Source organism: Phenylobacterium sp., from assembly GCF_036402295.1.
In the GTDB taxonomy this organism is placed as follows: domain Bacteria; phylum Pseudomonadota; class Alphaproteobacteria; order Caulobacterales; family Caulobacteraceae; genus Phenylobacterium.
In genome coordinates this window covers 1-11,165 of sequence record NZ_DASWTE010000389.1, presented here as the reverse complement: position 1 = coordinate 11,165, position 11,165 = coordinate 1, and the positions used below count along the sequence as shown (strand labels likewise).

Annotated in this window: 13 protein-coding genes; 8 read left to right on the top strand and 5 right to left on the bottom strand. The window is 68.9% G+C overall.

Features of this window, described 5'->3' with window-relative positions; translation table 11 throughout:
* The coding region (locus VGD44_RS22700; protein WP_331090659.1) for a helix-turn-helix transcriptional regulator at positions 1-253 on the top strand (253 nt) is incomplete at its 5' end.
* Here VGD44_RS22700 and gpmA read toward each other — a convergent pair.
* The gene (gpmA, locus tag VGD44_RS22695; RefSeq protein WP_331090658.1) at positions 250-960 is read right to left on the bottom strand and encodes a 2,3-diphosphoglycerate-dependent phosphoglycerate mutase; all 711 of its coding nucleotides are present in this window, start codon (positions 958-960) and stop codon (positions 250-252) included. The genes VGD44_RS22700 and gpmA overlap by 4 nt on opposite strands.
* Before the next feature lie 81 nt (positions 961-1,041).
* On the opposite strand from gpmA, the gene VGD44_RS22690 reads away from it, so the two are divergent.
* The 5 genes from VGD44_RS22690 (at position 1,042) to VGD44_RS22670 (ending at position 5,431) form a co-directional block, all read left to right on the top strand.
* On the top strand, positions 1,042-1,290 hold the full coding sequence (locus tag VGD44_RS22690) for a hypothetical protein (RefSeq protein WP_331090657.1): 249 nt from the start codon (positions 1,042-1,044) through the stop codon (positions 1,288-1,290).
* Positions 1,287-2,252, top strand: coding sequence for a KpsF/GutQ family sugar-phosphate isomerase (locus tag VGD44_RS22685; RefSeq protein WP_331090656.1), 966 nt, complete (start codon positions 1,287-1,289; stop codon positions 2,250-2,252). Before VGD44_RS22690 ends, VGD44_RS22685 begins: the two co-directional genes overlap by 4 nt.
* Before the next feature lie 108 nt (positions 2,253-2,360).
* Positions 2,361-3,863 carry a phosphomannomutase/phosphoglucomutase gene (locus VGD44_RS22680; RefSeq protein ID WP_331090655.1) on the top strand — a complete coding sequence of 501 codons (1,503 nt, stop codon included), beginning with the start codon at positions 2,361-2,363 and terminating at the stop codon, positions 3,861-3,863.
* A gap of 108 nt (positions 3,864-3,971) precedes the next feature.
* Positions 3,972-5,273, top strand: a complete 1,302-nt coding sequence (locus VGD44_RS22675) for a UDP-glucose/GDP-mannose dehydrogenase family protein (protein WP_331090654.1) — start codon at positions 3,972-3,974, stop codon at positions 5,271-5,273.
* A 5-nt stretch (positions 5,274-5,278) separates the two neighbouring features.
* Positions 5,279-5,431: a hypothetical protein gene (locus tag VGD44_RS22670; RefSeq protein ID WP_331090653.1), complete on the top strand. Its 153-nt coding sequence runs from the start codon at positions 5,279-5,281 to the stop codon at positions 5,429-5,431.
* A gap of 77 nt (positions 5,432-5,508) precedes the next feature.
* On the opposite strand, the gene VGD44_RS22665 is transcribed toward VGD44_RS22670, so the two are convergent.
* From VGD44_RS22665 to glmM, 3 genes are all read right to left on the bottom strand, one after another.
* On the bottom strand, positions 5,509-5,670 hold the full coding sequence (locus VGD44_RS22665; protein ID WP_331090652.1) for a hypothetical protein: 162 nt from the start codon (positions 5,668-5,670) through the stop codon (positions 5,509-5,511).
* 110 nt (positions 5,671-5,780) lie between these two features.
* Positions 5,781-6,656 carry a cytochrome c gene (locus tag VGD44_RS22660; RefSeq protein WP_331090651.1) on the bottom strand — a complete coding sequence of 292 codons (876 nt, stop codon included), beginning with the start codon at positions 6,654-6,656 and terminating at the stop codon, positions 5,781-5,783.
* Between the two features lie 153 nt (positions 6,657-6,809).
* Entirely contained in the window at positions 6,810-8,162 is a 1,353-nt protein-coding gene (gene glmM, locus VGD44_RS22655) for a phosphoglucosamine mutase (RefSeq protein WP_331090650.1), read from the bottom strand.
* Between the two features lie 137 nt (positions 8,163-8,299).
* Here glmM and glmS point away from each other — a divergent pair, with 137 nt between their 5' ends.
* Complete coding sequence (gene glmS / locus VGD44_RS22650) at positions 8,300-10,120, top strand: glutamine--fructose-6-phosphate transaminase (isomerizing) (protein ID WP_331090649.1); 1,821 nt, start codon at positions 8,300-8,302, stop codon at positions 10,118-10,120.
* 60 nt (positions 10,121-10,180) lie between these two features.
* Here the strand turns inward: glmS and VGD44_RS22645 are convergent, their stop codons facing one another.
* Positions 10,181-10,357, bottom strand: a complete 177-nt coding sequence (locus tag VGD44_RS22645) for a hypothetical protein (RefSeq protein WP_331090648.1) — start codon at positions 10,355-10,357, stop codon at positions 10,181-10,183.
* Positions 10,358-10,518: 161 nt separating this feature from the next.
* On the opposite strand from VGD44_RS22645, the gene VGD44_RS22640 reads away from it, so the two are divergent.
* Positions 10,519-11,165, top strand: a 647-nt coding sequence (locus tag VGD44_RS22640) for a UTP--glucose-1-phosphate uridylyltransferase (RefSeq protein WP_331090647.1), incomplete at its 3' end; no start/stop codon positions are given.

Sequence of the window (11,165 nt, the reverse complement as noted above, 5' to 3'; positions counted from 1 at the left end):
CCTCGACGAGCTGGCCCAGGCCGCGGGCATGAGCCGCCGCTCGTTCATCCGCCACTTCCAGGCGGACACCGGCATGGGCTTCGCCGAATGGCGGAGGCGCCTGCGGCTCCTGATGGCGCGCCAGTACCTGGCCGACGGCCTCTCGGTCACCGAAGCCGCCGTCGCCCTCGGCTACAACTCCGCCAGCGCCTTCATCGCCATGGTCCGCCGCGAACTGGGTGTGACGCCGGGGCGGCTGGCGGAGCGGCCCTAGATCGCCGGGATCGCCGTCGCGCGGCTGTCGTCAAGGTAGCGCGCCGCGGTCGGCCTCAGGGCCGCATCCAGCTCGATCACCAGCGGGTTCCCCGTCGGGATCTCGACGCCCACGATGTCGGCGTCCGAGACGTCGAACAGCAGCTTCACGATGGCGCGCAGCGAGTTGCCATGCGCCGCCACCAGCAGGGTCTCGCCCGCTTTCAGGCAGGGCACGATCTCGGCGTCCCAGTAGGGCTGCACGCGATCGAGCGTGGTCTTCAGGCTTTCCGTCATCGGCAGGCTGGCGCCCGCGTACCGGCGGTCCTTCGAAAAGTCGAACTCGCCGCCCGGCGCCAGGTCCGGCGGCGGGATGTCGTAGCTCCGGCGCCAGATCTTGACTTGGTCGGCGCCGTGCTTGGCCGCCGTCTCGGTCTTGTTGAGGCCGGTCAGCCCTCCGTAGTGGCGCTCGTTCAGCCGCCAGTCCTTCACCTCCGGCACGAAGGTCTGCCCGGCCGCCGCCAGGGCCAGCCAGGACGTGCGGATCGCCCGCGTCAGCACCGAGGTGAACACCCGGTCCATGGCGATGCCGGCGGCCTGGATCAGTTCGCCGCCCTTCTTCGCCTCGGCCTCGCCCAGGGGCGTCAGGTCGACGTCCACCCAGCCGGTGAACCGGTCCTCGAGGTTCCACTGGCTCTGGCCGTGACGCAGCAGGATGAGGGTGGGCAAGGTCGGGCTCCTTCGGCGAGGGGCCTCCGGCTAGGCTACGGGCCCCTACCCCGTCAACCCGGCGCGGGCTATAGCGGGCCGATGCTCGACCGCTTCTACCTGCCGCTGCTGGCGCTGGGCGCCGTCGCCGCCGTCGCGCTGGCGCTGGTGTGGCCGCAGGGCCTGGGCGACCGCTCGCCCGCCCCGTTCGGCCACGAACCGATCCAGCGGACGCCCGAACGGCAGGCCGCCATGCGCCGCGAGCACGAGGCCGCCCAGCGGCGCGTCGAGCAGGCGCGAGAGGCGGTCCGCAACATCCGCAACCAGGCGATCGACCCCACCTCGCAATGACCCTCAAGGACACCATCGCCGTCGGCCGCCGCGTGCTGGAGACCGAGGCCGAAGCGCTCGCGCGCATGGCCAGCGAGCTTGGCGAGCCGTTCGCCCAGGCCGTGGAGGCGCTCTTCACCGCCCGCGGCCGCATCGTCTGCACCGGCATCGGCAAGTCGGGCCACGTGGCGCGCAAGATCGCCGCCACCCTGGCCTCCACCGGCAGCGCAGCGATGTTCGTGCACCCCAGCGAAGCCAGCCACGGCGACCTCGGCATGATCGGCGCCGACGACGTGATCCTGGCGCTCTCGAAGACCGGCGAGACGCGCGAGCTCGCCGACGTCATCGCCTACGCCGCCCGCTTCGCGATCCCACTGATCGCCGTCACTGCCGCGACCGACGGGACGTTGGCGCGCGCTTCGGACATCGTGCTCGTCCTGCCCGACGCACCCGAGGCCACAGACGCGGTCAACGCGCCCACGACCTCCACCACCCTGCAGATCGCCATGGGCGACGCCCTGGCCGTGGCGCTGCTCGAGCGGCGCGGCTTCCGGCCCCACGACTTCAAGGTGCTGCACCCCGGCGGGAAGCTGGGCGCCATGCTGCGCACCGCCGCCGACCTGATGCACGGCCGCGAGGAGCTGCCGCTGGTCGCCCCCGAGACGCCCATGCGCCAGGCCCTGCTGGTGATGACCCAGATGCGCTGGGGCATCGTCGGCGTCGTCGATCCGCAGGGCCGCCTCCTGGGCGCCATCACCGATGGCGACCTGCGCCGCCACATCGAGGGCCTGCTGGACCACACCGCGGGCGAGGTGATGACGCCGGGCCCGAAGAAGACCGCCCCGCCCGGCATGCTGGCCGGCGAGGCCCTGGCCCTGATGAGCGACCCGCTACCGGCTGTGACCGTCCTGTTCGTCGTGGAGGACGACAAGCCCGTCGGCATCCTCCACGTCCACGACCTGCTGCGCGCCGGGGTGATGTAGCCGGCGTCCGCCGACCTCGCTCCCCGCCGTTAAGCCTTCCGCAGTGGCGCCCCCACTATCGGGCGGGCTAAACACGCCGCTCGATAGTCGCTCGCCCCCGGAGTTCCGATGCTGTCCGCCCCCCGCGCCGACCTCGTCCCCAACACCTTCGACTACGAGAACGGCCCGCTGGTGAAGGCGACCGGCTTCCGCGAGTACGACGCCCGCTGGCTGTTCGGGCCCGACATCAATCTCCTGGGCATCCAGGCGCTGGGGCTGGGGCTGGGCACGCTGATCCACGAGATGGGCCAGTCGCGGATCGTGGTCGGCCATGACTTCCGTAGCTACTCGCTATCGATCAAGCAGGCGCTGACCATCGGCCTGGTGGCGGCCGGCTGCGAAGTGCTCGACATCGGCCTCGCCGTCTCGCCGATGGCCTACTTCGCCCAGTTCGACCTGGATGCGCCGTGCGTGGCGATGGTCACCGCCAGCCACAACGAGAACGGCTGGACCGGCGTGAAGATGGGCGCGCAGCGGCCGCTGACCTTCGGGCCCGACGAGATGGGACGGCTGAAGGAGATCGTGCTCGGCGGCAAGTGGGCGCAGCGGCCCGGCGGCTCGGTGGCGCACATCGCCGGCGTCGCCGAGCGCTACATCGCCGACGCCGCGTCGCGCGTCTCGTTGAAGCGCCCGCTCACCGTCGTCGCGGCCTGCGGCAACGGCACGGCGGGCGCCTTCGCGCCCGACGCATTGCGACGCATGGGCGTCGCCGTGGTCATCGAGATGGACTGCGAGCTCGACTGGACCTTCCCCAAGTACAATCCCAACCCCGAGGACAGCGTGATGCTCCACGCCATGGCCGCGACGGTCCGGCAGCACGGCGCCGACCTGGCGCTGGGCTTCGACGGCGACGGCGACCGCTGCGGGGTGGTGGACGACGAGGGCGAGGAGATCTTCGCCGACAAGATCGGCCTGATGCTGGCCCGCGACCTGTCGGCCTTGCACAAGGACGCCACATTCGTCGTCGACGTGAAGTCGACCGGCCTTTTCGTCACCGACCCGGTGCTGAAAGCCAACGGCGCCACGACCGTCTACTGGAAGACCGGCCACAGCTACATCAAGCGCAAGACCGCCGAGCTGGGCGCCCTGGCCGGCTTCGAGAAGAGCGGCCATTTCTTCATGAATCCGCCAATCGGACGCGGCTACGACGACGGCCTGATCGCCGCCGCGGCGATCCTGGCCATGCTGGACCGCAACCCGGACAAGAAGCTCAGCGACCTCAAGAAGGCGCTGCCGGTCGCCTACACGTCGCTGACCATGAGCCCGCACTGCGCCGACGAGGAGAAGTACGGCGTCGTCGATGACGTGGTGGCCGAATACACCCAGTTCGCCAACGCCGGCGGCACGATCCTGGGGCGCAAGATCGTCGACCTGATCACCGTGAACGGCGTGCGTGTGGCGCTGGAAGACGGTTCGTGGGTGCTGGTCCGCGCCTCGTCGAACAAGCCCGAGATCGTCGTCGTGGTGGAGAGCACCCAGTCCGAGGACGACATGCGCCGCCTGTTCCACGAAGAGGTGAAGCCCCGCCTCGCGAAGCGGCCGCAGGTGGGCAAGTACAACCAGGAGATCTGAGCGATCTCAGTTTGGACGGCGCGGATTTTGCTGCGCTGCAAAATCGTTGTGCCGTTGCGGCAGGGTGCGGCGCGTGTTGAAAGGCGCTGCCTTCGAGGAGAGGTCTGAATGCGTGTGGCGATGATCGGGACGGGCTATGTCGGGCTCGTCAGCGGGGCCTGTTTCGCCGACTTCGGCCACATCGTGACCTGCATCGACAAGGACGCGTCGAAGATCGAACAGCTGAAGAACGGCGGGATCCCGATCTACGAGCCCGGCCTCGAATCCCTGGTCGCCTCGAACGTGAAGGCCGGCCGGCTGTATTTCGACACCGACGCCACGCAGGCGATCCGCGAGGCCGATGCGGTGTTCATCGGCGTGGGCACGCCGTCCCGCCGCGGCGACGGCTACGCCGACCTTTCCTACGTCTATGCGGCGGCCCAGGAGATCGCGGGCCTGGTCCAGGGCTTCACCGTGGTGGTCACCAAGTCGACCGTGCCGGTCGGCACCGGCGACGAGATCGAGGCGATCTTCAAGCGCGTGGCCCCCAAGGCCGACGTGGCCGTGGTCTCCAACCCCGAGTTCCTGCGCGAGGGCGCGGCGATCGAGGACTTCAAGCGCCCCGACCGCGTTGTGGTCGGCACCACCGACGAGCGCGCCCAGGCGATCATGCGCGAGCTCTACCGGCCGCTTTATCTCAACGAGACGCCGATCCTGTTCACCAGCCGGCGCACCAGCGAACTGATCAAGTACGCCGCCAACGCGTTCCTGGCGCTCAAGATCACCTACATCAACGAGATGGCCGACCTCTGCGAGGCCGTCGGCGCCGACGTGCAGCAGGTCGCCAAGGGCATCGGCCTCGACGGCCGCATCGGCGGCAAGTTCCTGAACGCCGGCCCCGGGTACGGCGGCTCGTGCTTCCCGAAGGACACCATCGCCCTGGTCCGCACCGCCCGCGACGCGGGCTCGCCCGTGGAGCTGGTCGAGACCACCGTGAAGATCAACGACGAGCGCAAGCGGGCGATGGCGCGCAAGATCGTCAAGGTGCTGGACGGGGACGTGAAGGGCAAAACGGTCGGGGTGCTTGGCCTCACCTTCAAGCCCAATACCGACGACATGCGCGACGCGCCCTCGCTCGCCATCATCCCGGCGCTGCAGGACAAGGGCGCCAAGGTGCAGGCTTTCGATCCCGAGGGCCACGAGGCGCGCCAGATGCTGCGCGACGTCGACTTCAAGGACGACCCCTACGCCGTCGCCGAGGGCGCCGACGTGCTGGTGATCATCACCGAGTGGGACCAGTTCCGCGCGCTCGACCTCGACCGCATCAAGCTCTTGATGAACAAGCCGGTGCTGATCGACCTGCGCAACATCTACAAGCCCGCCGACGTCCGCGCCCGCGGCTTCACCTACTCCAGCGTCGGCCGGATCTAGCCGCCATGGCGCCCCGGTTGTTCCACGTGAGTGAGGACGCCGGGATCGCCCGCTTCGACCCGCGGCCCTCGCCCTCCACCGACGCCGGCGTGATCGGGACGGCCGTGTCGGCGCTGGCCGAGGCCAGCGTGGAGGTGCGGGTGTTGCAGGAGTTCTGACCGCTATGCGACGCAGTGGCGGGATCGAGCCTTCGCTTCTCGATCATCCGCAAGCGGAATGCGGAACCCCGAAGGGCCTAGAAGCCTAGACCGGGCGTCCGCAGGTAGAATTCAGCGATCCACGCAGCTCCGGCCCAGAAGGCCGCGCCAAGGACCGCCACGAAGGCGAGGCAAGCAATCGAACGGGCTGGCCGCTCGACGTGCCGCGCCACGCCCGTGAAGGCGAGGTCGCGCCGCATAAATCCTCCCAAGTCCGTCTCTTCTATCGTCCACCCGGGTCGAGCCGGGCGAATTGTTGTGACGATGACATAACATTTCAGCGTTCGCTAGGGTTGCCGCCGCGTCAGGGTTACTGGATCTGCGCGGTCTCGGCCGCCGCGAACTGCCGCTGGGCGCGGGCCTTCAGGTACCCGTGCAGGGCCGAAATCTCCTCGGAGCTGAGGGCGCTGAACCGCGACGGTCCTACCGCCGTCATCAGGCCCAGCTTGCGATCGCCCGCTGCGATCCCCGTCCGCATCAGCTTCTCGAAGTCCTCCGCGTCGTAGGAGGCCGCGATGGTCAGGTCAGGCGACTTCAGGAACTCAGCGCCTTCCAGCGTCTGGCCATGGCACTCGATGCAGGTGCGGGCGATCTCGCGCCCCTTCGCGTACTCCGGCCCCGCGTCGGCGATCTGCAGCCGCCCGTTCGCTCTGATCGCGTCGGGCTCCGACTTGAACTTGCCCAACAGCACGCCGAGACGGCCGACGGGCCCGACCTGGAACCGCGGCTGCTTCACGCCCGTGGGCTTGTAGGTGCGCAGGTAGGCCATCAGATCGGCCATCTCCTGGTCGGTGAGGTGGGCGAAGGCGCTGGACGGCATCATCCATAGCCGCCGGCCGTCGGCGGCCACGCCGTGGCGCACGGCGGCGTCGAAGTCGGCGTCGGTCTGCTCGGCCAGCGCCAGCGACAGGTTCGGGCCCCAGGCGCGGATGATCGGCATCTCGTCGTGGAACTTCAGCCCCTCGAGCTGCTGGCCGTGGCAGTCATGGCAACCGTTCAGCCTGGCCACCTTGCGGCCGCGCTCGACCGCGCCCGGATCGCTCGACGCCACCAGCGCCACGCGCGGCTTATCCACCGGCCAGCGGATCATCGCTTCCGACACGGCGAAGGCGCCCCCGACGGCGAGCGCGCAAGCGCCCACGACGCCGGCCAGGCCATAGCCGGCCCACTTCACGATACGGTTCATTGCACACACCCGGTTGCCCGACCGGCCCTTTGGCGGACCGCGTTCGGTGAGCGGTGGGCTTTAAAGTCAGCCGTCAGGCTTCACAATGCGCAGGACTGCAGCGCTGCTCTGCGGGTTTGCAGCGCGTCCGGAACGTGTCCGGAACGTAGGCCCCTAGGCGGCGGCCTTCTTCACCGCGCCGGCGATCTCCTTGACGAGCTGGTTCACCAGCTTCTCGTCGTCGCCCTCGGCCATGATGCGGATCAGGGGCTCGGTGCCCGACGGGCGGATGACCAGCCGGCCGGAGCCGGTCAGCCGCTGCTCGGCGTCGGCCACCACCTGCTTCACCGCCTCGTTCTCCAGCGGCTTGCCACCCGAGAAGCGCACGTTCTCCAGCTTCTGAGGCACGGGCTCGAACTGTCGGGCAAGCGCGCTCATCGGCTTGTCGCTCTCCTTCAGCACCGCGAGCACCTGCAGCGCTGCCAGCAGGCCATCGCCCGTGGTCGAGAAGTCCGACAGGATCAGGTGTCCGGATTGCTCGCCGCCCAGGTTGAAGCCCGCTTCGCGCATGCGGGCCATCACATAGCGGTCGCCCACCTGGGTCCGCTCCAGCTTCAGATTCCTGGTGGTCAGGAAGCGCTCCAGGCCCAGGTTCGACATCACCGTCGCCACCACGCCGCCGCCGCGCAGCACGTCGCGCTTGGCCCACTCGCCGGCGATCAGCGCCATGATCTGGTCGCCATCCACCACCTGGCCCTTCTCGTCGCAGACCACCAGGCGGTCGGCGTCGCCGTCGAGGGCGATGCCGAGATCGGCGCGGTACTCCTTCACCGCCTTCTGCATGGCGGCCGGGTGCGTCGAGCCGCACTCCTGGTTGATGTTGAAGCCGTTGGGATTGACCCCCACGCGGATCACCTCGGCGCCCAGCTCGTACAGGGCCTCGGGCGCCACCTTGTAAGCCGCGCCGTTCGCGCAATCGATGACGATGCGCATGCCCGACAGGTTCAGCCGCCGGGGGAACGTGGCCTTGGCGATCTCGATGTAGCGGGCCTGGCTGTCGTCGATCCGCTGCACCCGGCCCAGCGACGACGGGTCGGCCAGATTCTGCTGCAGGCCCTCGTCCATGCGGGCCTCGATGGCCAGCTCCTGCTCGTCCGAGAGCTTGTAGCCGTCGGGGCCGAACAGCTTGATGCCGTTGTCCGAGAAGGCGTTGTGCGAGGCCGAGATCATCACGCCCAGGTCGGCGCGCAGGCTCCGGGTCATCATCGCCACGCCGGGCGTCGGCAGCGGGCCGAACAGGCGCACATCCATGCCCACGCTGGTGAAGCCCGCCACCAGGGCTGGCTCGATCATGTATCCCGAGAGCCGCGTGTCCTTGCCGATCACCACCAGGTGGCGGCGGTCGTCCTGCGACATGAACAGCTTGCCGGCCGCCATGCCGACGCGCAGCGCCACCTCCGCGGTCATAGGATGGCGGTTGGCCTCGCCGCGGATGCCGTCGGTGCCGAAGTACGCGCGCTTGCTCATCGATTTTCTGCCGGTAGTGCTCTGGAAACGATCCGAAACTGAGATTTAGTCGATCGGGCCTTTGGTAATGCTAAAGGCGCCGGTCACTGAGGGTGACCCGTCAGATTCGCCCTTATCACAAAGGAAGCCCCAGCCACATGTGCGGCATCATCGGCATTGTCGGCGCCATTTCCGTGCAGGAGCGGCTGATCGAGAGCCTGAAGCGGCTCGAATATCGCGGCTATGACTCGGCGGGCGTGGCCGGCGTCGTAGGCGGCAAGGTCGTGCGCCGCCGGGCGGCGGGCAAGATCAAGGCGCTGGAAGAGGTGCTGGCGGGGGACCCGATGAACGCCACCGTGGGCATCGGCCACACCCGCTGGTCCACCCACGGCGCGCCCACCGAGCGCAACGCCCACCCGCACACGGTCGGCCGGGTGACGCTGGTCCACAACGGCATCATCGAGAACTACGCCGAACTGCGCGCGCGCCTGAAGACGGCCGGCAAGACGTTCGAGAGCGACACCGACACCGAGGTGATCGCCGCCCTCCTCGACCACGAGCTGGCGGGCGGCAAGGCGCCGCTCGACGCGTTCAAGGCCACGCTGGACCAGCTCGTCGGCGCCTATGCCCTGGGCGTGCTGATCGAGGGCGAAGACCGGCTGGTGATGGGCGCCCGCCGCGGCAGCCCGCTGGTCGTAGGCTATGGCGACGGCGAGATGTTCATCGGCTCCGACGCCCTGGCGGTCGGCCCCTTCACCAACCGCGTCGCCTACCTGGACGAGGGCGACTACGTGGCCATCGACGCCGCCTCGGCGAAGATCTTCGACCACAACGGCAAGCCGGCGCAGCGGGCCGTCCGCACGGTCCCCGCCTCGGCGGCGCTCGTCGAGAAGGGCAACTACCGCCACTTCATGGAGAAGGAGATCCACGACCAGCCCGAGGGGTGCCAGCGCACCGTCGCGGCCTATGTGGACACACTCACCGACCATACCGCCGTGCCGGGCGGCATCGACTTCGGCAAGCTGGAGCGCATCCAGATCGTCGCCTGCGGCACCGCCTACATCGCCGGCCTGCTGGGCAAGTACCTGATCGAGCAGCTGGCCGACCTGCCGGTCGACGTCGAGATCGCTTCCGAGTTCCGCTATCGCCAGCCGGCCCTGCGGGCCGACGCCCTCGTCATCGCCGTCTCCCAGTCGGGCGAGACCGCCGACACGCTCGCAGCCCTCCGTTACTGCCAGGCCCGGGGCATGAAGAGCGCGGCCATCGTCAACGCCCAGGAATCCACCATGGCCCGCGAGGTGGACGTGGTCTGGCCGATCCACTGCGGCCCCGAGATCGGCGTGGCCTCCACCAAGGCCTTCACCGCCCAGGTCGCCGTCCTGACCACCCTGGCCGTCGCCGCCGCCCGCGCCCGCGGCAAGATCGACGAGGCCGAGGAGCAGCGCATGGTCCGCCTGCTGATCGAGGCGCCCCGCCTGGTGGCCGAGTCCATCGAGCTGGAAGAGGCGGTCCGCGCCGTGGCGGTAGAGGTCTCCAAGGCCCGCGACGTCCTCTACCTGGGCCGCGGCCCGATGTATCCGCTGGCCCTGGAAGGCGCACTCAAGCTGAAGGAGCTCAGCTACATCCACGCCGAGGGCTATGCCGCCGGCGAGCTGAAGCACGGGCCGATCGCGCTGGTCGACGAGCAGACGCCCATCGTCATCCTCGCCCCCTTCGACAGCTATTTCGAGAAATCGGCCTCGAACATGAACGAGGTCATGGCGCGCGGCGGCCAGGTGGTCTTCATCACCGACCCGGAAGGCCAGAAGCACGCGCCGTCAGGCGCCCGCGTGGTGGTGACGGCCCCACGCTGCGACCCCCTGATCGCGCCGCTGGTCTATTCCCCGCCGATCCAGCTCTTGGCCTACCACGTGGCCATTCTGAAAGGCGCTGACGTGGACCAGCCGCGGAATTTGGCAAAGTCGGTGACCGTGGAGTGAAAAAGAAAACGGCCGCTCCATCGGAGCGGCCGTTTCCCAGTTCTTCGATCGGAAGAAGGCTTACTTCTTCTCCGGCTCAGCGGCCGGCGGGGCCGTCGAGGACATCGCGCCAGCGTCCGCGGCGGGCGCGGCGGCGGCGTCGGCGGCCGGAGCGGCGGCTTCTTCCTTCTTCTGGCAGGCAGCCAGGCTCAGAGCCAGGACACCGGCGGTAGCGATCGTCAGAACACGAAGCTTCATGAGATAGGCTCCCCGTGGGGGTGAATCCCCCGGAACGGCCGGGACGTTACACAACTTCGTGCGTTCTCAAAATCGTGATCGTCCGCTCATCCCCAAAAATTCTCCCGCCCTCCCGCGGAACACTTTAGGGAGGCCCCGGGGTGCGGTTTCGGAGGGTGTGAATGGGCAAGCCTGTGCGCAAGGCGGTGCTGCCGGTGGCGGGCCTGGGGACCCGGGTGTTGCCGGGCGCCAAGACGACTCCGAAGAACCTCCTGAACGTCGTCGACCGCCCGATCCTCAGCTACATCGTCGAGGAAGCGCGCGCGGCCGGCATCGAGCACATGGTCTTCATCGTCGGCCGCGGCCAGGCGGCGATCGAGGACTACTTCGACGCTATCCCCGAGATCGAGCAGGCGCTCGCCGCCAAGGGCAAGCTCGACATCCTGGAGGACCTGCGCCGCGACCTGCCTGAGCCCGGCCAGATGAGCTTCATCCGCCAGATGGCTCCGCTAGGCCTGGGCCACGCCGTCTGGTGCGCCCGCCACGTGATCGGCGACGAGCCCTTCGCTGTCCTGCTGCCCGACATGCTGATGCAGGCCGATCCGCCCGCCCTGGCGCAGGCGGTCCATGCCTACGAGAAAACCGGCGGCAACGTGGTCGTCGTCGAGCCCGCGCCCGAAGGTGAGGCGCACAAGTACGGCATCGTCGCCCTCGACGGACATGAGGGCCGGCTCAACCGCATGACCGGCATGGTCGAGAAGCCGGCGCCGGGGACCGAGCCCTCGAACCTCTTCATCTCCGGCCGCTATATCCTGCAGCCCGAGATCTT

Bases quoted from the DNA above. Each gene is read 5' to 3' on its own strand.
- VGD44_RS22690 (WP_331090657.1), top strand. From the start codon at position 1,042: ATGCTCGACCGCTTCTACCTGCCGCTGCTGGCGCTGGGCGCCGTCGCC.
- VGD44_RS22685 (WP_331090656.1), top strand. From the start codon at position 1,287: ATGACCCTCAAGGACACCATCGCCGTCGGCCGCCGCGTGCTGGAGACC.
- VGD44_RS22680 (WP_331090655.1), top strand. From the start codon at position 2,361: ATGCTGTCCGCCCCCCGCGCCGACCTCGTCCCCAACACCTTCGACTAC.
- VGD44_RS22675 (WP_331090654.1), top strand. From the start codon at position 3,972: ATGCGTGTGGCGATGATCGGGACGGGCTATGTCGGGCTCGTCAGCGGG.
- VGD44_RS22670 (WP_331090653.1), top strand. From the start codon at position 5,279: ATGGCGCCCCGGTTGTTCCACGTGAGTGAGGACGCCGGGATCGCCCGC.
- VGD44_RS22665 (WP_331090652.1), bottom strand. From the start codon at position 5,670: ATGCGGCGCGACCTCGCCTTCACGGGCGTGGCGCGGCACGTCGAGCGG.
- VGD44_RS22660 (WP_331090651.1), bottom strand. From the start codon at position 6,656: ATGAACCGTATCGTGAAGTGGGCCGGCTATGGCCTGGCCGGCGTCGTG.
- glmM (WP_331090650.1), bottom strand. From the start codon at position 8,162: ATGAGCAAGCGCGCGTACTTCGGCACCGACGGCATCCGCGGCGAGGCC.
- glmS (WP_331090649.1), top strand. From the start codon at position 8,300: ATGTGCGGCATCATCGGCATTGTCGGCGCCATTTCCGTGCAGGAGCGG.
- VGD44_RS22645 (WP_331090648.1), bottom strand. From the start codon at position 10,357: ATGAAGCTTCGTGTTCTGACGATCGCTACCGCCGGTGTCCTGGCTCTG.